This is a genomic window from Dorea sp. AF36-15AT (genome assembly GCF_003477705.1).
In the GTDB taxonomy this organism is placed as follows: domain Bacteria; phylum Bacillota; class Clostridia; order Lachnospirales; family Lachnospiraceae; genus Claveliimonas; species Claveliimonas ammoniilytica.
Genome location: NZ_QUDV01000004.1, coordinates 121598 through 142337, shown reverse-complemented (window position 1 = coordinate 142337; position 20740 = coordinate 121598). Strand labels below are relative to the sequence as shown.

The window sequence follows — 20740 nt, the reverse complement described above, 5'->3', positions numbered from 1 at the left end:
ACTGTTTTCCGCTTTTATTGCAAATTGAAAAGCTGATAATATCCCTCAATTTCTTTTTCGTTTCCATACTCATGCTGAGATAGGTATTCCGAATACTGATGAGGATCTTTCAATATTTTTAGGATACCATCAGCAATTTCCTTGCCGTTCATTCCTACAATAACGCCTTCATCCTTGTTGATCTGATCATATACCGTAGGATAATTTGTTGTAACAATCGGGCAGCACAAAATTTTTCCTTCATCTAAAACCACGGATTTTCCCTCAAAGCGAGATGTCTGAACTAACACATCTGCATTTTTCATGTATGCGTAGGGATTTTCCCGTGCCCCTATAAATTCAAAACAGTCTTGCACTCCCAATTCTTCTCGTTTTTCTTCTAATTCTTCCTTTAAACTTCCGATTCCTAAAACAACCCAATGAAACTTCACTTTGGATTTTTTCAATTCCAAAGCTGCATCCAGTGCAAATTCAAATCCTTTTTGCGCGTTCAGTCTTCCAATTGATACGATATTCAACATATCTCTTTTAAATTCAGGCGGATAAAATTCTTTTGCCAAGCTTCTTATAACCTGAGAAGATGTCAGGTTAGGTAAAACCACAAATTTTTCTGCGATGCTCGGGAAGTTTTTCTTCAGGTCTTTGGCACACAAATCAGATATCGTTACCACCTTGTCTACTTTTTCAAAATACTCAAGGTCCATTTCTTTAAAATGCCCAAGCTGAGAATATTCATTATGCACCCATGTAATCTTCTTTGCAGCTTTTACTTTATCTACAAGGAAATATGTTTGTTCGCGCTGCATATAAGCGATTGCCACATCGTATTCTTTTGTGAGTTCTGGTACAATTTTTTTGTAAAAATGCTCCCACCTGTATTGGCGACTTTTCGCAATAGAGTTTGTTTTTTTGCGAGAGATAAAAGTTCCTATCATATGAACAGCCGAAAGATATGGATGTTTCAACGCCTCTGCTTTGTTGTTATCATACAGTGTATACAATTTATTGCAATTCGAGATGATATTCACCGCTTTGGGAACTTGCTTTAAAAACATTCCCTCATTCTGAAACAGCAGCAGATCCACATTATACCGATCATAGTCCAGCAACTGTAATAAGTTTACCAGACTTCTCTCAGCTCCACCATTTCTTAGGCTACTCATTACAAATAAAACGTTTCTTTTTTTCATTACTCCTGCTCTTGCCTCCCCATTCTTCTTTTATTTTGTTGGCAAGGTAATCCAAGAGCCAAATTTTTTATCCCATTCTGCCGGTTCAAAGCGTTCGAATCCGCTCCAATGGAAAAAGGTAATCTCTCCGAAATACACTTTGCCATTGATGTCGTAAAAGTCGATCCGCGCTTCCGGCAGTCCCTTCGACAAGATCTCCGCATATTTCTTCATTTCATCCAGTCCCTTAGGACGTTTGATCTTATCCCACTCTTTGGAGTTCGGATGACCATTCGTAAATGGCAGATGGTTAAAATCCATATCAAAGAAATCAAACTTTGTCTCTTCGTTCAGATTTGTGCGATCCGATGCAATAAACATCGCCTTTGCTTCACCATCAAAAGCAAAAATCTTATAATCCTTTAACTCATAGCCTGATTCATCGACCATGTATTCTTCTGCGATAATTCTACGCTTTACATTTTTATATGGCCACTCTCTGTTTTGCATATAATAGTCATTTTTCAGACTCTTCTCTATTTTTTTCTTTGCGGCAGCTATATTCAGTTTTGATTTATCGGTGCAAATAACCAATCCACCCGAATCATGCGTGCATTTTAGGACAAACTGTTTCGGAAGCTGTGAAAAATCAATATCATCAAAATGTTCCCATACTCCCAGCGTCTTGATAATATGTTCATTACCAATTTTAGAAGCCACATACTTCTTTACTTCATACTTATCCACCATCATGGTGTATTCCGGTTTTCTATCGTACAGTTTCAGCCACTGAAGCCTTTCGCTGTATGTTTTCGGATTTTCCAAATTCAGCGGATACCCGAAAACATTCTTGAATTGCATCTTCAGAAAATCCTCATCGCTCATATTCTTGAAAAATCCATGTTGCGCCAATATAATCGTTCTTTTTTTAGGGCTTTTTAACACGCCAATTACTTTTTTTACAATATTACTCATACTTATTGAACCTCTCCGCTCACTCGATAAACAAGTTCTCTCCACTTTTTGCAGATAACTTCTCTACTCAACCGCTTCGTCGATTTTTCAGCTTCTTCTCCTATCGTTTTGCGTAAGTTTTCATTTTCTATCAATACTATAATCTTTTCCGCCATCTGATCTATATTGCCAATTTGTACCAGGAACCCACTTTTCTCATTATCGATTAGCTCAGATGGACCGCATTCACATTTTGTTGAAATGCACGGCAATCCCGCATGCATTGCCTCGCAAAGTACGTTTGGAAACCCCTCATAAAAAGACGAAAGCACAAAAATCTTCGCTTTTTTCATTTCAAGGAATGGGGTGTGCGTCACACCACATAATTTGACATTTTCCGTTAAGTTTTCTTGCTCAATCAGACTTTGCAGCTCATCTTTACGGTTGCCTTGCCCAAAAATTTTCAATTTCCAATTCGGATACGATTTGGCCACCTTTTTATAAGCTTTAATCAGCGTAACAAAATCCTTTTGTTTCTCCAATCGTCCAACCGAAATCACCGTATTTTCTTTTTCAGGATTGTGCCCTTCACACTGTGCCGCCATCTCATCAAAATCCAGCGGATTTTCCAAAACCACAATCTTTTTTTGCAAATAGTGCGGATAGAATGCTTTCATCTCATTGGTCTGCACACAAACAATATCAGCAAACCGATACAGGAAGCAGGTCATATCAAAAACATATTTTGGATATTTTCGCAGCAGATTATTGCGATCACAGACAATGATCTTTGTTTTAGAAAACAAGCCTGCTAGAATCAGCATAAAATTACATCTACTCAAGAAAGAAATTGCAACGTCTGCCGTTCTTTCCCTCAAATGCTTTTTCGTGGCGCGAAAATCGCAAAACCATTCTGCCAACTTGCTCTTATTTGTGAAGTTATACTTATTAAGCTTCACATTCGATGCAACTTCATAGAACTGTGGGCGTTTCTCGTAGGATGTTATACTAACATCCATATCATTCGCTACAAAATTCGCTGCCAGATTCGTCAATACGTGTTCTGCTCCTCCACTAGAGAGACTACTGATATAAAAATCTACTTTCATCTTTTTCCCCCACTGTTGCATTCTCTTTCCTGCAATACCGTATTGTAATCTACAACATCGCCAGCATAGACTCGTAGCATCTGGTCAACAACAATATCCCAATTATATTTTTCCAAGATGTACGGAGTTGCTTCTATTTTATATTTTTTTACAAGTTCCGAATCACCCAAAAGCGTCTGCAACTTTTTTTGTAAATCTACAGTATTGCCCTTTTTAAACCACATTGCCTTTTCATGAACCACTTCCGTATTTTCCGGAATATCACTAATCAGGCAGCAATTCCCATAACTCATTGCCTCCAACAATGCATTCGCCATTCCTTCCAGGTTGCTCGGCAACGCAAAAATATAAGCATTGCTATAAAGTTCTTGCACTTCCTGACCATATACATAGCCTGTAAAAATGATTCTCTTATCGCCATTTGCTAGTGCCAACAGCTGGTTATAATAATCCTTGTTAGACTCCGATCCACCGGCGATCACTAGTTTTTTTTCAGTCTTACAGTTTTTGAATGCTTCGATCAGATACTGTAATCCCTTTTCCGGAACAATTCTTCCCAAGGATAAAATATATTCATCCTTTTCCAATCCGTATTTTTCTTTAATGATTTCAGGTATATGACTTTTGGGCTTATCGATACCATTCGCAAATAGAATCGAATTCACTCCATATTTTGTGTCAATATATTCTTTCATGTTTTTGGAAAGCACCAAGCACACATCTGCTTTTGTTGCAGCCATTCGCTCTCCAAATTCAAGGTATTTTGATGCAAACCCGCCCCACTTATCTCTTTGGCTATCTATACCATGTAGCGATGCCACTACTCGTAACCCAAAAAGTTTAGCAAGTGGAATCATAGCACATGATCCTGATGCACGGAAACTCACACAATCATACCGGCTGAATGCTGCATGAATCGTTGCAAGAAACGAATAAATTGGGACTGAGGCAGCCCCCTTTGTTGTTGGAATCGTTACAATCCGAATACCCTTGTATTCTTTTTGCTTTTTACAGTCAAATTCCTTTCCAAACACATTATGGCCACCGCGATTATACGCAGTTACGCCATGCCCTCTTTTGACCATTCGGACCGCATGTTGCTCTACGCCCTTCTCTATTCCACCTTCGTTTGACGGTATACGTTTATGTCCAATTATTGCAATTTTCATTACTCCACCCTCAACTAATTAATCTCTCTGGAAAATGTCTCTCGTATAAACCTTCTCTTCCACATCATCAAGACACTTATCATATCGGTTTGCAATAATGGCCTGACTCTTTTTCTTGAACTCGTTCAAATCATTAACCACAACGCTGCCGAAGAACTTTTCACCATCTTTCAGAGTCGGCTCATAGATAATAACCGTTGCGCCTTTAGCCTTGATACGTTTCATGACCCCCTGGATAGAACTCTGACGGAAGTTATCGCTGTTGCTCTTCATCGTCAAGCGATAAACGCCAACCACAACATCTTTTTCTTTGCTCTCATCCCAGCTATCATTTGCTTCGTAAGCACCCGCAATTTCAAGCACACGATCCGCAATAAAATCTTTACGAGTGCGATTGGATTCAACGATTGCTTCAATCAGATTTTCCGGCACGTCGGCATAATTTGCGAGTAGCTGTTTAGTGTCCTTGGGCAGGCAGTACCCGCCGTATCCGAAGCTAGGGTTATTGTAATGAGTACCGATACGAGGATCGAGGCAGACACCATTAATAATCTGCTGTGTGTTCAGTCCCTTCATTTCAGCATAAGTATCCAGTTCGTTGAAGTAGCTGACGCGTAGAGCTAAATAAGTATTGGCAAACAACTTAACAGCTTCCGCCTCGGTAAATCCCATGAACAGAGTGTCTATATTCTCCTTAATAGCGCCTTCCTGCAGAAGATCCGCAAAAGTGTGTGCTGCCTTTACCAGACGAGCATTCTCCACATCGGTACCAACGATAATACGGCTCGGATACAAGTTGTCATACAGAGCCTTACTCTCACGCAAGAACTCTGGGCTGAAAATAATGTTGTCGCAGTGATACTTTTCACGAACGCTTGCGGTGAATCCAACAGGAATCGTTGACTTAATCACCATAATAGCTTCCGGGTTATACTCAATAACCAGTTTGATAACCGCTTCAACCGCAGAGGTGTCAAAGAAATTTTTCTTACTGTCATAGTTGGTAGGAGCTGCAATAACAACGAAATCGGCATCCGAGTATGCTTCTTTTGCATCCAGCGTTGCTGTCAAATTTAACTCTTTCTCCGCAAGATATTTTTCAATATAGTCATCCTGAATCGGAGACTTTTTGTTGTTGATTAGTTCCACTTTTTCAGGGACAATATCTACAGCAGTCACCTGATGGTGCTGAGACAGCAATGTCGCAATAGAAAGGCCTACGTAACCAGTACCAGCCACAGCAATTTTCAAATCTTCAAAATTTCTCATGATAATTATCTCCTCTATACATACACTCAACAAAACTTTTGATATGAAACTTATTTATAGAACTTTGCATACCACTCAGCGAACTTCCGCAAACCCTCACGCAGACTAGTAGATGGTTTATATCCGAAGTCATGCTCCAGTGCACTGGTATCTGCATAAGTCACAGGCACATCCCCCGGCTGCATTGGAACTAGCTTCTTATGTGCTTCAAAATCATAATCTTCTGGCAAAACACCAGCACGAATCAATTCTTCCTGCAAAATCTGTACAAAATCCAAAAGATTCTCCGGGTTCTGGTTGCCGATGTTATAAACTGCATACGGCGGAACCGGCAAACCATCTCCGCCATTCTTGCGCTCCGGCGCACCTTGCATTACACGAACAACACCCTCGACAATATCATCCACATAAGTGAAGTCGCGCTTGCAATTACCGTAGTTGAAAATCTGAATCGTTTCGCCCTTTAATAGTTTGTTAGTAAAGCCAAAGTAAGCCATATCAGGGCGACCAGCAGGACCATATACTGTGAAGAATCTCAAACCAGTAGAAGGAATATTATACAACTTCGAGTAGGCATGAGCCATCAGTTCATTAGATTTCTTGGTTGCCGCATACAAAGATACCGGATTATCAACCTTGTCATCCGTACTGTAAGGCACTTTCTTATTACTTCCATAAACCGAAGAACTTGACGCATAAACTAGATGCTCCACCGATGTCTGTCCCTCATCATAAGAATGACGGCAGGCTTCCAGAATGTTATAGAAGCCAATCAAGTTCGCTTCTACATACGCATCAGGGTTTGTAATAGAATAACGAACGCCAGCCTGCGCACCGAGATTCACAACGATTTCCGGTTTATACTGCTCAAAGATAGCTCCAATCACAGACTTGTCTGCCAGATTACCTTTTACAAAACTGAAATTTTCAAACTGCTCCAGTTCATTCAGTCGAGCCTCTTTCAGCCGAACATCATAATAATGATTCATATTATCCAGACCAACGACCTTAATCCCCTCCACTGTGGAGAGCAACCGCTTCGCAAGGTTAGAACCAATGAAACCCGCCGCACCTGTAATGAAAACGCTCTTATTTTTTAGATCAATTTTTGTCTTATTTTCCATCATTTCTTCTTATTCTCCTTGTTGAATCACCCTGCTTACTTCACCGCACATGATCCTTCTGCCTGAAAATGCACTACATCATATTTTCCAAACGCTTCTGCCAACACTGCAAAAAAGAACCATTCAATGCTGTTGCTTGTAGCTTTTACATCGAGCCATCTTTTCTAAGAACTACCATTACTGTTTTTAACAATATTTTTATATCTAAGCCAATGTTCCAGTTTGTGATATACTCTTTGTCAAGACGAACCACTTCTTCAAAATCAGTAATGTCGCTTCGTCCACTTACCTGCCACATACCGGTGATCCCCGGCTTAATTGCCAGCCTTGCACGATGGTGAAGCTCATACAAGTTCGTTTCTGAGATGAGAGGTGGGCGAGTACCTACAATCGACATATCGCCACGTAACACGTTAAAGAATTGCGGGAATTCATCCAAGCTTGTTCGTCTGATAAAATCACCGATTCCTCTCTTATGTGTCCCATCCGGAAGTGTCTTATTTCCGATAACACGAGGATCAAAGTCCAGTTTAAACATCTTGCCATCCCCAAGTTTGTTATCTTTCATCAGTTCAGCCTTACGTTCTTCTGCATCCATATACATGCTTCGGAATTTATACATTTTAAATCTTTTTCCATTCTTTCCTACACGTTCCTGTGCAAAAAAGATCGGTCCCGGTGATGCTATGTAAATTGCCGGAGCAACAAATATACACAAGATTCCGGTAATCAGGCATCCTGCCAGACCTCCGGCAATATCCATCAGTCGTTTCAGCATCAGATCTCTTGTAGATGCATAGTTAATGCTGGTAGTCAGTACTGTATAATCTCCAACTTTTTCTACAAATTGCTTTTTCCCCGGCGCGCTCTGTACCTTTGCAAGATTCAGATGCATGGTTACTCCGGTTTCCGTAAACTGCTCGATCAGTTCTTCGGGATATGGAACTACACCGGATGTCACAATCAGAACTTCATCAATCCATTCTTTGCAGACAAACTCTGCTACGTTTTCCATATTGGCAACTACTTTCACGCCATCTATATACTTTCCTGTCATTTCCTTATCTATAACAGCAATTCCGGCGATCTTATACCTGGCATAATTATGCTCTTTCATACTCTCTACTACTGCACTCACTACATCTGCCGAAACAACCAGAAGTAAGGAACGATCTTCACCATCTTTCATTTTCTTCCTAAGCAAAAGTTTCCACAGCTCTCTTACCAGATAAGTAAGTGGGATATAGATCACAATATTCAGCACCAATGCCAGTCTGGAATATCGCGGCCCTTCCTGAAGCATAAACAAGTATAGTATCATAATTGCCCCAAGAATCACTCCATGCTGTGCGGTTACAACAAAATCTTTATAATGTCCTCTTTTCAGAACGTTTTTCAACGTCCCCATTACAAACAGCACTACCAGATCTGCTACTTCCATAAAGATAGCCATATTTCTATAAAGAATTAGCTGGTATGGATTAGCTCCATATCCGCTGAATGCATACGCCAGAACAAACGCCACCTGCAAGCAGATCAAATCCAAGATGATAAAATCCACATGTTTTATCCATCTAACAGAATCTTTTCTATACATACTTTTCTTTCCTCTTTTCTCATTTCCCAGATCCTATTACGTTCGTTTTAACTAGCTGTTACACTCCTCCGACTTACCAACGAACAAAGCCTTTTTATAAGAAATACAAAGTCCGCCACAGAGCTTTGTATATTACATTCAATACTACTAAGAAACAATCCCGTATGGAATTTTTTCCATTTATTTAAATTATCATCAATCACACATACTGCTTTCGCTTCAATTAAGAAGCTGACATACCAGATATCTTATGCCAGCTTCTTACCTTTTCGGATTATCTCCGAATATTATCTTACACTCTTTTCTTTTTGAATGTCAGAACTGCTGCTGCCATAAGAACTACTGCTGCACATCCCCATGCCATCCATGAGTTGTTAGCCTCTACTCCTGTCTTCGGAGCTGTTCCTGTGGCATTGTCAGCTGCCTTAGAAGCATCTACCTTAGCGATAACTGCTACTGGAGACAGATCTTTGAACGAAGCTGTAACTTCTTTGTTCTCCAGGTCTACGCTGTCCGGTGTAATAACTTCCCATGTAGAACGTGTTGTACTATAGTGAACTATAGCCACATCAGACATTCCACTTGTCAGTGCAGGCACAGAAATTTTAACACCCTTTACATCAGTTGTCGGAGCACCATTCTGTGCTACCAGATCTTCAAACGATGTGATCAGGCTCTTGCCTTCCAGATCAGAAGCGATCTCCGGTGCTGCCTTTCCCAGATCGTCAAGAGTCTTGGTTCCTGCATTGATCTGACTGATCAGGTCTGCAACATCGGCACTAAGTCCTGTTGCCGCCGACATATCTTCAAATGCATAAGACTCCTTCGAATCACCTGTAACTGCCATTCCTGTAGTCTTGCTTCCTGCTGCTGACACACCCATAACCTGCATTGCTGCTAATGTTACGAGCATCGCCATACCGATAAGTTTCTTCTTCATTGGTATCTTCCTCCTTCTATCATCGTTTAGTTTTCCTCTGATACGAGCACTGCCTGCACCAGATATCTTTTATCGCTCATCCCCCCATAACAGGTGGACAGCGTGATGATCTTGTCTTCTGCCGTCACGTTCATTGACGTATCGACTGCTGCCTGCATATCCCGGATGTTAAACACATTGTCCAGATATGCCTGAAATATCTCTTTATTGTTAAAGTTGATGCTCTGCATCAAATGCCGGCTATCATACAGATACGCTGCAAATATCTTATAGTGCAATATCTTATCCGGCATATATATGATAATGTCCCGGTTCTCGTCAAAGTAACTGCGGTCCATATACTGATGCAGTCCATTGAACATCGTGCCATTGGTCATACCATGTCCATAGATGACCGTATTGGGATCTTCGAATGTCTTTGTATTATAATCTTCGGTAAATATAGCTCCGGCTGCATTATCCTTATTTTCCGCGTCGTGAGTCAGATAATACGCATTGTCTGTATCACTTTGTACGATCGGATAATCAATGACTGATCCCGGTATACGGATCCACGCATAGATCTCCGGATTCATACTCTGCAGCTGTTCAAAATCGATCGGTATGTCCAGAGGCGTCTTTTCTTCTTCCTCCGGCTCTTCCTCCTGCTTTTCTTTCACCACTTTTTCTTTTAAGTCTTCGTACTCTTTGCCCGCATGTCTGTCCTGATAGTACTGATAACCTGCCACACCTGCACATATGATTCCTGCAAGTGCCAGAATGCCGGCAATCACGGTACGCTTCTTCATAGCCTGATGCTCCTTTACTTTACTTCCTTGTAGAAGGTATGTATGATCTGTTCATACAGTGCATCATCATCCACATGATATTCATCATAGGATTCTCCTTCCACGCCTTCTCCTGGAATCGTCCATTCCTCATATCCTTTATCCTGATCAATGGACTGGACTAATTTGACCAGACGGTCCTGACTGATATTTGTCACCATATATGGTGTGAGTGCCTGATACAGCTTCGCTGCATAGCCCGCATCTTCTGCGTATAACTCCTTTGCCTTATCCACAAATGCACGGATATATATCTTCTGGCGTCCCAGTCTGGCGATCGCGCTCTGACTGGTCTCGGTATCTCTGCTTCTTACGAAGATCTCTGTGTTACCCTCATCCAATGTCACTTCTGTACCCGCTGTAAACTCCGGATGCTGGTCTACCAGACTGTCATCCGGCACAGTCACTGTGATACCTCCCACACTTTTACTCAGTTCCGGCAGTCCGTCCAGATTCAATGCAAAAAAGCCCTGGATCGGTACGCCATACATCAGATTCTCAACTGCTTCCTGGGTCAGCTTACAACTCTTCTGACCTCCGTCTCCATATCCGTATGATAAACTGATATGGTCTGTGGATGTTCCCAGACTGTTGCCTTCCAGATCAAAGCTTTCTACTGCCGTCATCGTATCCCGCGGAATCGAGATCATGGTCACTGCTCCGCTTTTACGGTTCACCGACAACAGAAATAACGCATCTGCCTGTCCGGCATCTGTTCGTCCCACACGCGTGTCTGCCTGTTCTCTGGTATCAACTCCTACAAACAGGTAATTGCTGATATTCTTGTTATATTCCCATTTCTTGCCCTGCCACTGGATGGTCGGTTCACTTTCTTCGTTGGTCTTATCCGACTTGGCGGATGTCTCTGTGCTTTTCTTCTGACATCCCACTGTGCCAAGTGTTCCACACAAGGCCATGACCAGCATCCCAATGATTACTCTTCTTGCTTTCATCGTCTAATACTTTCCATACCTTCCGTATTTGCTATATTTGCCATACTTGTCATACGAATAGTACTTGCCTTTTTTCATTTCTACCTTATTAAGCACCGCCCCAAGCACACGGCTTCCACTTTTTTCCAGCTGTGCCTTGACCTTCTGTGCTGTACGGTATCCTACCGTTCCATCTTCTATTACAAGTATTGCTCCGTCACACACACCGCCAACGATCGCAGCATCGATCACGCTCGCCATCGGTGGAGTATCGATCAGGATGTAATCATATCTCTGGCTCAGTCCTTCTACCAGATGTGCAAACAACTTGCCTTCCAGAAGCTCCGATGGATTCGGTGCTACCGGGCCGGCAAAGATAATGTCTACATTCTCATAGTTTGTTGTATAGAGGATATCTCTGACTGCGACCTGTCCGCTGAGGTACTGGGATAAGCCCTTGACCTCTCCCTCGATCTGGAATCTCTGGATAAATGCCGACTTACGGATATCCGCATCCAGCAGCAGTACCTTCTTGCCTGCTTTTCCCATCTCTTTGGCAAGCTGTGATACGATATCGCTCTTACCTTCATTCGGATAACAGCTGGTTACCAGAATGGATGTAATCTCTGCTCCGGCAAACTGTATATTGGTACGCAGTGTCTTCAGCGCTTCTTCATAATGATAGTTCTCTTTGCGCTGATCTACCATCGTGACGCTCGGTCTTACTCTTGTCTGTTGACGTGCATCACTTCTTTGACTTCTTCTTTCCTGTTCCATTTATATAATCCTTTCTGTCCGGGATCACGCTGAGCGTGGATAATCCCAGATATTTCTCAATGTCTTCTTCTGAGCGGATTGTGTCATCCATCAATGCTCTTACTACCACCACGCCTGCACAGAGGAGCATGCCAAGCAGGATACCCATAGCTGTTGTCTTCGTCACACTCGTATCCGAACGGACAGTCGGCACTTCGCCGGTCTCGATGATCTTAGGTGGTGCAACCTCCATCTGTTCTCCGATATATTCTGATGCCACATTTGACAGTTCATCTACGATGTCTTTTGCTTTCTTTGCATCCGGATACTGCACCGCGATCTGCAGGATACGTGTATCGTCCTGGTTCGTTACTGTGATACAGTTTTTCAACGCCTTATAGTCCATGTCCAGATCCAGGTTATCTACCACCTCGGTAAGTACCGGGCGGCTGGTTATTAAAAGCGAATAATCCTTTGTCAGCTGAGAGCCGATCTGTAAATCGGCCAGCGAACTAAGAGTTGTCTCCTTGGTGAGCACCAGCATCATGGAAGATGATGTGTACTGTGGCGTAACCAGATATTTGGCATAGCCAAATGCCAGACCGCCGAATATAATGCCGCACATCAGAATTGCCAGAATCTTAGACCGCAGCACATAAAAAAGCTCCAGCAGGTCTATTTCCATTTCTTCGTTTTCGTATCTTTTTTCCATTTATCTCGTTCCTTTGTCTGATTTTAATTTCTTTCGTCTCTTCTCTTCTAAGATCTCTCTGGCACTTCCATGTACCAGCATACGGATATACTCCGGTTCCAGATGCTTCTGCATCCACTTTTCCGCAGCTTCTGTGTCCGGACTTCGGTGCAGCGGATCATGCATATCCGTAGATAAGAAATGCACGTTCTGCTCTTCCAGCTGCTTTCTACACCATCTGGTGGTCTTGCTGTACCAGCTTCCGCCTACAGAACTGTAATTAATCTGAATCTTTGCTCCGTCATGGATCAGTTCTTCGATTCTTCCATCCTCCCGCAGTACATGATACCGCTCCACATGTGCCAATATCGGTACATATCCAGCCATCCGGAGTTCACGTACCGCAGCAAATAATGTCGAATACGGTACCTCTGGCATAAACTCCACCAGCACATACCGGGTGTCTGCCAGTGTCAGTAGTTTTCCTTCATCCAGAAGTCTTCTGATATCGGATGAATACAGGATCTCCTGTCCCGGAAACACCGGAAATATCACATCGAATTGCTGCTCTGCCTTTGCCCGGAATATCCTGCACAGCTTGCGGATCTTTTCTGTCCGTTCACGAGAGGCATCCCTGGCAGAACCATGTGGCGTAACAATCGCACCCACGATCTCATGCTCCATAGCAATATGCAGCATCTGAAGGCTCTGTTTCATATCTTCAGCACCATCATCGATCCCCGGAAGGATGTGACAATGCATCTCGACTTTTTTCATAGTTACTCCCCATCTTTATAGTCAATAAAAAAGGCAGATTGCGCAATACTACTTCATACAATCTGCCTTACCTTATCTATATCATCTATATCATTCTGTCTGTAACCTCTTATGTCTTTCATAACCATACTCCTCTGAATCGATGGCCATTCTCATCCTTGCATTCGTTGTAGTACTTTAGAATTAGGATAATTTTAGCAAATCCTTGTATTATTTTATCGTTTCCTTTACCGCTTGTCAATACCCCCCCCCCCCCCGAAATTTTTTCACTTTTTACCATTTAACACGATCTTTATGTATTCTTTACCATTTTTCGATATGTAAATATTCCACCCCTAAATTTAATGGTTTTATTTCACAATTTCTATAGAAATAAACCTCAGAAAGTTGTACAATATTTCTATAGTATTATTGAAAGGAAAGGGGTTATTTTTATGAAGCACAACGAAATGTTAGCGATGATCCTGGCCGGCGGCCGTGGTTCTCGCTTGCACGAACTAACGAATAAAGTTGCCAAACCCGCAGTAGGCTACGGTGGAAAATATAGAATCATCGATTTCCCGATTAGTAATTGTGCCAACAGCGGTATTGATGTAGTGGGAGTATTAACACAGTATGAATCCGTTATCCTGAACAGTTATGTGGCTGCAGGCGGTCGTTGGGGACTAGATGCCAAGGACAGTGGCGTCTTCGTATTGCCGCCGCGCGAGAAAGCGGATGCCAACCTGGATGTATACAGAGGTACGGCAGACGCGATTTCCCAGAATATCGACTTCATCGACGGTTTCGGTCCGGAGTATCTGCTGGTGCTTTCAGGCGACCACATTTACAAGATGGATTATGACAAGATGCTTTCTTATCATAAAGAGCATAATGCCGATGCGACCATCGCGGTTATTGAGGTTCCTATGAAGGAAGCCAGCCGTTTCGGTATTATGAATACGGATGAAGATGGACGCATTATTGAGTTTGAAGAGAAGCCGCCGCAGCCGAAGAGTAATCTGGCTTCGATGGGTATCTACATATTTAACTGGAAGCTGCTTCGCAAGATGCTGGTAGCTGATATGAAGAATACCGAGTCTAACCATGATTTTGGTAAGGATATCATTCCGGCACTTCTGGCAGATGAGCGTAAGCTGATGGCTTATAAGTTCAAAGGATATTGGAAGGATGTTGGTACGATCGATTCTCTCTGGGAAGCCAACATGGATCTCATAGAGGCTCCGAGTCCGCTGGATCTGAGTGATCCGACCTGGAAGATCTACACAGAAGATACCAATTCTCTGCCACAGTATATCGGTGAGGATGCAAAGATCAGCCATGCGTATATCAATCAGGGCTGTGTGATCGAGGGAGAGGTCAGGAATTCCGTGCTCTTTACAGGCTCACGCATTGCCCCGGAAGCTAAGATCATTGATTCGGTGCTGATGCCGAATGTTATCGTAGAAGAAGGTGCCGTAGTCACCCGCGCTCTGATTGCTGACGGCGTACGGATCGGTGCCGGTGCAGTTGTAGGTTCTCCTGACAGCGAACACATCGAATTAATATCAAAACGTGTAAAGGGGGACGAATAATATGAACAGTGCACTTGGTATTATTAATTTTGCCAGCAATCATACAAAAGTAACCGGTCTGCAGGATTACCGGTCTGTCGGCGCTATCTCTTTCCTGGGCAGATACCGTGTGATCGATTTCCCAATCTCTAACTTCAGTAACAGCGGCATGGAAAACATCCACGTATACACACGCTGGAAACCGCGTTCACTTGCCGAGCATCTGGGAACCGGGCGTCAATATAATATCAACTCCAAGCGTGGCAGGCTGCATCTGCTCTTTGCAGAGGATGAACTGGACAGTCTGTATAGCAATGATATCTCTGCTTACATGGACAATATCGAAGTCATCGAAAATTCCTGCCATGATTATGTGATCGTCGCCTCCAGCTGTATGATCTTCAAGCAGGATTTCAAAGAACTGCTTGACCAACATATCGAGTCTGGTGCAGACATTACCCTGCTGTATCACTCTACCGATAATGCAAAGGAACAATTCTTAACCTGTCAGACACTGGAATTGAATCGTCAAAAAGGTGTACTTTCCATTACACCAAACCGTGGAACAGCGAAGAATCGCCAGATTTTTGCAGGAACCTATGTCATGAGACGTGACCTGTTCATTGATATGATCAAGAAGGCTCATAACACATCTGCTATGTACTCTCTGATGGATTGGGTGAATCTCATGTGCAATGAAATGGATATCCGTGGCGTGGCTCATCGTGGTTACTTTGGATCTATTACTGATTTCAAGAGTTACTATGACACCAGCATGTCTCTGATCGATCTCAAGACCGCTCGCAGCCTGTTCGATCCGGATTGGCCGATTTATACACGTACGAGCGATAGCTGTCCGACACAGTATCTGGAGGGTGCAGATGTCAAAGCATCTGTTATTTCCAACGGATGCCGCATCGAAGGCACGATTGACCACTCCATTCTGAGCCGTGGCTGTATCATCAAAAAAGGTGCTGTAGTGAAGAACTGCGTAATCCTTCCGGATGTAGTCATCGGTGAGGATACCGTTCTGGAGAATGTAGTTGTAGATAAGCATGTACGTATCAATCACATCAAAGAAGTGAAGGGTACGCCGGAGCATCCGGGTTATGTGAAGCGCGGCGATCACTTATAAAAATATTAAGCAATACCGGTTTTAATGCGATATGGCATTGCAATTTCAAAGAAGAAAAACAGGCCTCAGTATTGTCTGAGGTCTGTATTCATGTAAAGGAGTACTATGTTACGAAATGTAGATCTGTCGGAGATCTCCGACGGCAAATTATATGATGCGAATGATATGGTAAAGGCTGACTGTAAGGGCTGTGAAGGATGTTCCGCCTGCTGCCGGGGCATGGGTAAGTCTATCGTCCTCGATCCGCTGGATGTCCACCGCCTTACTACAGGGCTTGGTGTTCCATTTGAAGCGCTTTTATCCCAGCATATAGAACTGAATGTCGTAGATGGATTAATCCTCCCCAACCTCAAGATGACCGAAAGCGCCGATGCCTGTCCATTCTTAAACGGGCAGGGTCGATGCAGCATCCACGCATACCGGCCTGGCATCTGCAGGCTCTTCCCTCTGGGACGCTTCTACGAAAACGACAGCTTCCGGTATTTCCTGCAGGTGCATGAATGTCCGAAGCCGTCCAAAGCCAAGATCAAAGTCTATAAATGGCTGGATACCGATGATATACGCACCTACGAGCAGTTCATCAGTGACTGGCACTATTTCCTCAAAGCGCTTCAGGAACGGATTGCCGGAATGGAGGATCAGACACAGATACGTTCCATCTGTATGTACGTACTGCAGCAGTTCTACCTCGCGCCTTGCGAAGACTTCTATGAAGCATTCCACGGAAGACTTAACGAAGCAAAGCGGTACTTTCATATGTAAAATATGAGCCCCTCTAATACAAGATTAAAGGGGCTCGGGATTTATATTATTGTCTCCACTCGCAACTATTGATAATCTTTTCTATCTCTTCTACAGGCTCACCAAGAAAATTCGCGATCTCTGCTATTGTTTTTCCATCGCTGTATACTTTTAGTATCATCTCTTTACGACCTTCTTGCCTGCCTTCTCGTATGCCTTCTCGTATGCCTTCTACTCTTCCCTCTGCCATTCCTTTCTCCATACCTTCTGACAGCCCTTTCTCCATACCTGCCATTCTGCCTTCCTCGAATCCCTCTTCTCTCGCTTCTTCTCTCTGAACTTCCATATCTAATTCATAATTGTAGTCTGCTATTAACATATTGCATACCTCGCTTCCTTTTCTTTGTAAGTACTCTTTTAGTATTCCTTGACTGATACATTCCTGAATTGCTATTTTGTATGCATCTTTCTTCCCTTGACACTGGTTATCACGTATCATTGCCATTAATTGACTATATTCTTTAAGTATTGGACATTTTTCCAAAATTTCATGCTGCTCTTCCAGATTAATATTAATAACACGAACTATGAGTTCCAGCATAGCTTCTGAATTCCGATTCTGTTTATACGAATCTGATAAGCGAAGTATTGTTTCTTTTATATATTTTTCCTTACCGTTATAAAATGTATAAAACTCTGGATATGGAAGTGCAATTCGTTTTTTCCTATAACGTCCTCTGTCTGGCACCAACTGTTCATATGCTCTTCCTGCATACAAGAAGCTCCTCAATGGCATATTCTCATTAATCGTCGATTGATGTTCTGCAAATATCATCGTTTTCCCATCCACTTGAAAAGCCACATCATTGCGCAAAGTCATGTATATGACATTATCTAACTGCATCCATTCGACTCTCGTCCCTTCTGGCAGTGTTTCTTCATGAAGTGCATTATATAAAGAAATGACATTATCTTCTGCCGTCCGGTCATAACAAAACAAGTCAATAAATACACTGTTCTTTACCTCTCGGTTTTCTTTAGTCTGAATCATATCCATAAATGTATCATATTCCTCCCTTCCGCGCAGAAAAGAGGTTCGTTTGTGATACTTCTATAATCAATATACTACAAATAATTCTTTTCTGCAACCGTTTTAAGCATACAAACTTCAAGGAGCCTGTAGCTTTGACACTTTACCATTTTATTCACTTGGTTTTTGAGTATTGGCGACTTTACCATTTGACGTCTTTGACCATTATATTTTGCTCGAGCGAGCGATTACAAACGCTTGTATAGATTACATATGATATTATCACTACTTTAATTATATGTCAACAGTATCGGACGGAGATTTTTAAGTTTTCAATATTTTTATAGAAGTGCTGAAAGAAGTAACTGAGACAGCGGCTATTGTAGTGAAAAAAATCTGCTGTTTTTTTAAAGAGCATAGTATAGAAAGTTATATCAAGCTGCAGGACCATGAGCCGAGAAAGACACGCGCTTACAAAGAAAATAGCGGAAGAAATCGGCATTAGCCGATCTCCCCCGCATTTCATTTCAATATTCTTATAAGCTCATTTCTACCAGTCTTGCTACAGCCATGTCATCATCTTCCTGATAACCCTGCAGGCAGAGCATGATAGCACTTACATATTCTTCTGATACACCCAGCTGATTCTTAATATCCTGAAGCATCGTTCCGCTGGATGCAAGTTCACGGATCACCTTGATGTCCGCAGCCATTTCTTCAATTGATTTTTTCTCCATAGAGTTCTCCTTACGCGAGGGATTTGCCGGTCAGCAATTCATATGCCTGAAGATATTTGCCAATGGTCTTATCTACGATATCCTGTGGCAGTGTCCAGTCATCATGTGGATTAGACTTAAGCCAGTCTCTTGCAAACTGCTTGTCAAATGATGGCTGGCCGTGTCCCGGCTCATACCCTTCTAATGGCCAGAATCTTGAGCTGTCCGGTGTAAGCATCTCATCGCCGATGATGATATTGCCATCCTCATCCAGACCAAATTCAAACTTGGTATCTGCGATAATGATTCCACGACTCAGCGCATACTCTGCACACTTCTTATACAGCGCAATGGTATACTCTTTTAACTTGGTTGCGTATTCTTCACCTTTGCCAGGGAAGCGTTTCTCCAGATACTCGATACTCTCTTCAAATGATATATTCTCATCGTGATCACCGAGTTCTGCTTTTGTAGATGGTGTGTAGATTGGCTCCGGCAGCTTGTCAGACTCTTTCAGTCCTTCTGGCAGCTCGATACCACATACCTTTCCGGTCTCTTTGTAGCTCGCCCATCCGCTTCCTGTAATGTAGCCACGCACAATACACTCTACCGGCAACATATTCAGCTTCTTACAAAGCATGCTGTTACCATCGAATTTCTCCTGCTGGAAATATTCAGGCATATCCTTAACATCTACAGAAATCATGTGATTTGGCAGAATGTCCTGTGTCAGATCAAACCAGAATTTGGACATCTGAGTAAGTACGGTTCCTTTTTTGGTTACGGTATTGTGAAGAATCACATCAAAGCAGCTGATTCGGTCTGTAGCAACCATAATCATAGTATCACCATTATCATAGATTTCTCTGACTTTTCCTTCTTTGATCGGTTTCATTTCCTGTACACTCATCTTTCGCACCTCGGTATTAAACTTTTTTAATCATTCAGAGACAACAAAAATGTCTCCATACTTTTCCTGTAACTATATAACCGTACCATTACTTCCAGTCATTTGTCAATGGCGAAAAAAATCGCCAGCACCGACTCTGTCGGTAACTGGCGATTTTCGCTCAGGGATTTTTCAATCCTTATTAATTCAGTTTTTCGTATTCTGCTACGATTGCGTCAAGCAGTCCTTCATCTGTCAGTCCTGTGATCTCTGCCGCAGCGGCACGTACGCCCTGGGCTCCTATCTTCTCCTGAAGTTCTACACTCTGCTTGTCGTTCGGATTATCATAATGCAATGCTGCACCTGCTCCGATTACCAGATGATCTACCGGAAGTCCGTATCCTGCTGCTGTCATCATAGGCTTGATCAGACGGTCTGTCGGGCTCAGCTTACGAAGAGGCTCACGACCTACTCTTGTTACATCATCCTGCAGATATGGATTCTTGAATCTGCCGATGATCTTTTTGATGTAAGCTGCATGCTTCTCTGGATCAAAGCCATACTTCTTGATCAGTCCAGCTCCGCTTTCTTTCATAGCTGCTGATACGATTCCGAAGATTTCTTCATCTGCGATTGCTTTATCGATGGTCGGGATTCCACGCAGATTTCCAAGGTATGCGGTAATGCAGTGTCCTGTATTCAGTGTGAAGAGCTTACGCTCAATGTATGCCATCAGATCATCGACCAGTGTCATACCTTCGATCTGTGGAAGTTCTCCCTTCAGTCCTGACTTTTCTACGTCCCACTCAAAGTATTCTTCTACTACTACGTCGATGAAGTTCTCGCTCTTAACCGGTGGTACGATACGGTCTACTGCACAGTCAGCGAATCCTACATACTCATCAGCATATGCTTTTCCGGCATCGCTCAGATTCTCATATACTGCTTTTTTCAGCTGAGAGGTTCCACGAATGGCATTCTCGCAGGCGATCATGTTCATAGGCTCTTTCACGCCATTTTCCATACGTTTCTCAATAGCCTGCGCGATCGTCGGTGCGATGCGCGGAAGAATCACAAGACCTACTGCTGTAGTTACCAGGTCTGCGGATGCGATCTCATCAATCGCCTCTGGCTTTGTAGAATTCACACCGCTGATATTTTCGATTTTCTGATCTTTACAATCTACGTCCATAACATGAACGGTATAAGTCTTATCCTCGTTGATCTTGTCAATGATTGCTTCTGCTACGTCGGCAAATACCACCTGATATCCTGACTGGCTGAGTAATGCTCCGATAAATCCACGTCCGATATTGCCGGCACCAAACTGTACTGCTTTTTTCATGATGCTCTCTCCTTCTT

Annotated in this window: 20 protein-coding genes; 3 read left to right on the top strand and 17 right to left on the bottom strand. The window is 42.7% G+C overall.

The annotated features are described in order from the left end of the window. Positions 1 to 14: 14 nt before the first annotated feature. From DWZ93_RS08065 to DWZ93_RS08005, 13 genes are all read right to left on the bottom strand, one after another. Positions 15 to 1190: a glycosyltransferase gene (locus DWZ93_RS08065; RefSeq protein ID WP_118452524.1), complete on the bottom strand. Its 1176-nt coding sequence runs from the start codon at positions 1188 to 1190 to the stop codon at positions 15 to 17. Positions 1191 to 1220: 30 nt separating this feature from the next. Further along, positions 1221 to 2144, bottom strand: coding sequence for an ATP-grasp fold amidoligase family protein (locus DWZ93_RS08060; RefSeq protein ID WP_118452523.1), 924 nt, complete (start codon positions 2142 to 2144; stop codon positions 1221 to 1223). 2 nt (positions 2145 to 2146) lie between these two features. Continuing rightward, a complete protein-coding gene (locus tag DWZ93_RS08055; RefSeq protein ID WP_158574296.1) occupies positions 2147 to 3232 on the bottom strand; it encodes a glycosyltransferase family 4 protein in 1086 nt (361 codons plus the stop codon). Further along, positions 3229 to 4401: a glycosyltransferase family 4 protein gene (locus DWZ93_RS08050; RefSeq protein ID WP_118452521.1), complete on the bottom strand. Its 1173-nt coding sequence runs from the start codon at positions 4399 to 4401 to the stop codon at positions 3229 to 3231. Before DWZ93_RS08050 ends, DWZ93_RS08055 begins: the two co-directional genes overlap by 4 nt. 18 nt (positions 4402 to 4419) lie before the next feature. Further along, on the bottom strand, positions 4420 to 5670 hold the full coding sequence (locus tag DWZ93_RS08045; protein WP_279220009.1) for a nucleotide sugar dehydrogenase: 1251 nt from the start codon (positions 5668 to 5670) through the stop codon (positions 4420 to 4422). A 50-nt stretch (positions 5671 to 5720) separates the two neighbouring features. Further along, the gene (locus DWZ93_RS08040; RefSeq protein ID WP_199665909.1) at positions 5721 to 6794 is read right to left on the bottom strand and encodes a GDP-mannose 4,6-dehydratase; all 1074 of its coding nucleotides are present in this window, start codon (positions 6792 to 6794) and stop codon (positions 5721 to 5723) included. A 145-nt stretch (positions 6795 to 6939) separates the two neighbouring features. Next, complete coding sequence (locus DWZ93_RS08035; protein ID WP_118452519.1) at positions 6940 to 8391, bottom strand: sugar transferase; 1452 nt, start codon at positions 8389 to 8391, stop codon at positions 6940 to 6942. A 292-nt stretch (positions 8392 to 8683) separates the two neighbouring features. Next, a complete protein-coding gene (locus tag DWZ93_RS08030) occupies positions 8684 to 9331 on the bottom strand; it encodes an LPXTG cell wall anchor domain-containing protein (protein WP_118452518.1) in 648 nt (215 codons plus the stop codon). 26 nt (positions 9332 to 9357) lie between these two features. Next, positions 9358 to 10119, bottom strand: a complete 762-nt coding sequence (gene srtB, locus DWZ93_RS08025; RefSeq protein ID WP_118452517.1) for a class B sortase — start codon at positions 10117 to 10119, stop codon at positions 9358 to 9360. Between the two features lie 14 nt (positions 10120 to 10133). Next, complete coding sequence (locus DWZ93_RS08020) at positions 10134 to 11111, bottom strand: LCP family protein (RefSeq protein ID WP_118452516.1); 978 nt, start codon at positions 11109 to 11111, stop codon at positions 10134 to 10136. Positions 11112 to 11114: 3 nt separating this feature from the next. Then, the gene (locus DWZ93_RS08015) at positions 11115 to 11798 is read right to left on the bottom strand and encodes a polysaccharide biosynthesis tyrosine autokinase (RefSeq protein WP_118452592.1); all 684 of its coding nucleotides are present in this window, start codon (positions 11796 to 11798) and stop codon (positions 11115 to 11117) included. Between the two features lie 37 nt (positions 11799 to 11835). Continuing rightward, on the bottom strand, positions 11836 to 12558 hold the full coding sequence (locus tag DWZ93_RS08010; protein ID WP_118452515.1) for a YveK family protein: 723 nt from the start codon (positions 12556 to 12558) through the stop codon (positions 11836 to 11838). Further along, the gene (locus DWZ93_RS08005; RefSeq protein WP_118452514.1) at positions 12559 to 13314 is read right to left on the bottom strand and encodes a CpsB/CapC family capsule biosynthesis tyrosine phosphatase; all 756 of its coding nucleotides are present in this window, start codon (positions 13312 to 13314) and stop codon (positions 12559 to 12561) included. It lies immediately after the preceding gene. A 434-nt stretch (positions 13315 to 13748) separates the two neighbouring features. Here DWZ93_RS08005 and DWZ93_RS08000 point away from each other — a divergent pair, with 434 nt between their 5' ends. The 3 genes from DWZ93_RS08000 to DWZ93_RS07990 all read left to right on the top strand — a co-directional run bounded on the left by DWZ93_RS08000 (position 13749) and on the right by DWZ93_RS07990 (position 16764). Beyond that, positions 13749 to 14888: a glucose-1-phosphate adenylyltransferase gene (locus tag DWZ93_RS08000; RefSeq protein WP_118452513.1), complete on the top strand. Its 1140-nt coding sequence runs from the start codon at positions 13749 to 13751 to the stop codon at positions 14886 to 14888. A gap of 1 nt (position 14889) precedes the next feature. Then, entirely contained in the window at positions 14890 to 16002 is a 1113-nt protein-coding gene (gene glgD, locus DWZ93_RS07995; protein ID WP_118452512.1) for a glucose-1-phosphate adenylyltransferase subunit GlgD, read from the top strand. 105 nt (positions 16003 to 16107) lie between these two features. Next, positions 16108 to 16764, top strand: a complete 657-nt coding sequence (locus tag DWZ93_RS07990) for a YkgJ family cysteine cluster protein (protein WP_118452511.1) — start codon at positions 16108 to 16110, stop codon at positions 16762 to 16764. A 46-nt stretch (positions 16765 to 16810) separates the two neighbouring features. Here the strand turns inward: DWZ93_RS07990 and DWZ93_RS07985 are convergent, their stop codons facing one another. From DWZ93_RS07985 to DWZ93_RS07970, 4 genes are all read right to left on the bottom strand, one after another. After that, positions 16811 to 17800, bottom strand: coding sequence for a hypothetical protein (locus DWZ93_RS07985; protein WP_118452510.1), 990 nt, complete (start codon positions 17798 to 17800; stop codon positions 16811 to 16813). Between the two features lie 509 nt (positions 17801 to 18309). Beyond that, entirely contained in the window at positions 18310 to 18510 is a 201-nt protein-coding gene (locus DWZ93_RS07980) for a hypothetical protein (protein WP_118384539.1), read from the bottom strand. A gap of 10 nt (positions 18511 to 18520) precedes the next feature. After that, positions 18521 to 19399 (bottom strand): phosphoribosylaminoimidazolesuccinocarboxamide synthase, encoded by an 879-nt coding sequence (locus DWZ93_RS07975; protein WP_118384540.1) that lies wholly within the window; start codon positions 19397 to 19399, stop codon positions 18521 to 18523. Between the two features lie 181 nt (positions 19400 to 19580). Next, the gene (locus DWZ93_RS07970; protein WP_118384542.1) at positions 19581 to 20723 is read right to left on the bottom strand and encodes a mannitol-1-phosphate 5-dehydrogenase; all 1143 of its coding nucleotides are present in this window, start codon (positions 20721 to 20723) and stop codon (positions 19581 to 19583) included. Positions 20724 to 20740 lie beyond the last annotated feature (17 nt).

Excerpts from the sequence above, each read along its gene's own strand:
- DWZ93_RS08065 (WP_118452524.1), bottom strand. The coding sequence starts at position 1,190 with ATGAAAAAAAGAAACGTTTTATTTGTAATGAGTAGCCTAAGAAATGGT.
- DWZ93_RS08060 (WP_118452523.1), bottom strand. The coding sequence starts at position 2,144 with ATGAGTAATATTGTAAAAAAAGTAATTGGCGTGTTAAAAAGCCCTAAA.
- DWZ93_RS08055 (WP_158574296.1), bottom strand. The coding sequence starts at position 3,232 with ATGAAAGTAGATTTTTATATCAGTAGTCTCTCTAGTGGAGGAGCAGAA.
- DWZ93_RS08050 (WP_118452521.1), bottom strand. The coding sequence starts at position 4,401 with ATGAAAATTGCAATAATTGGACATAAACGTATACCGTCAAACGAAGGT.
- DWZ93_RS08045 (WP_279220009.1), bottom strand. The coding sequence starts at position 5,670 with ATGAGAAATTTTGAAGATTTGAAAATTGCTGTGGCTGGTACTGGTTAC.
- DWZ93_RS08040 (WP_199665909.1), bottom strand. The coding sequence starts at position 6,794 with ATGGAAAATAAGACAAAAATTGATCTAAAAAATAAGAGCGTTTTCATT.
- DWZ93_RS08035 (WP_118452519.1), bottom strand. The coding sequence starts at position 8,391 with ATGTATAGAAAAGATTCTGTTAGATGGATAAAACATGTGGATTTTATC.
- DWZ93_RS08030 (WP_118452518.1), bottom strand. The coding sequence starts at position 9,331 with ATGAAGAAGAAACTTATCGGTATGGCGATGCTCGTAACATTAGCAGCA.
- srtB (WP_118452517.1), bottom strand. The coding sequence starts at position 10,119 with ATGAAGAAGCGTACCGTGATTGCCGGCATTCTGGCACTTGCAGGAATC.
- DWZ93_RS08020 (WP_118452516.1), bottom strand. The coding sequence starts at position 11,111 with ATGAAAGCAAGAAGAGTAATCATTGGGATGCTGGTCATGGCCTTGTGT.
- DWZ93_RS08015 (WP_118452592.1), bottom strand. The coding sequence starts at position 11,798 with ATGGTAGATCAGCGCAAAGAGAACTATCATTATGAAGAAGCGCTGAAG.
- DWZ93_RS08010 (WP_118452515.1), bottom strand. The coding sequence starts at position 12,558 with ATGGAAAAAAGATACGAAAACGAAGAAATGGAAATAGACCTGCTGGAG.
- DWZ93_RS08005 (WP_118452514.1), bottom strand. The coding sequence starts at position 13,314 with ATGAAAAAAGTCGAGATGCATTGTCACATCCTTCCGGGGATCGATGAT.
- DWZ93_RS08000 (WP_118452513.1), top strand. The coding sequence starts at position 13,749 with ATGAAGCACAACGAAATGTTAGCGATGATCCTGGCCGGCGGCCGTGGT.
- glgD (WP_118452512.1), top strand. The coding sequence starts at position 14,890 with ATGAACAGTGCACTTGGTATTATTAATTTTGCCAGCAATCATACAAAA.
- DWZ93_RS07990 (WP_118452511.1), top strand. The coding sequence starts at position 16,108 with ATGTTACGAAATGTAGATCTGTCGGAGATCTCCGACGGCAAATTATAT.
- DWZ93_RS07985 (WP_118452510.1), bottom strand. The coding sequence starts at position 17,800 with ATGGATATGATTCAGACTAAAGAAAACCGAGAGGTAAAGAACAGTGTA.
- DWZ93_RS07980 (WP_118384539.1), bottom strand. The coding sequence starts at position 18,510 with ATGGAGAAAAAATCAATTGAAGAAATGGCTGCGGACATCAAGGTGATC.
- DWZ93_RS07975 (WP_118384540.1), bottom strand. The coding sequence starts at position 19,399 with ATGAGTGTACAGGAAATGAAACCGATCAAAGAAGGAAAAGTCAGAGAA.
- DWZ93_RS07970 (WP_118384542.1), bottom strand. The coding sequence starts at position 20,723 with ATGAAAAAAGCAGTACAGTTTGGTGCCGGCAATATCGGACGTGGATTT.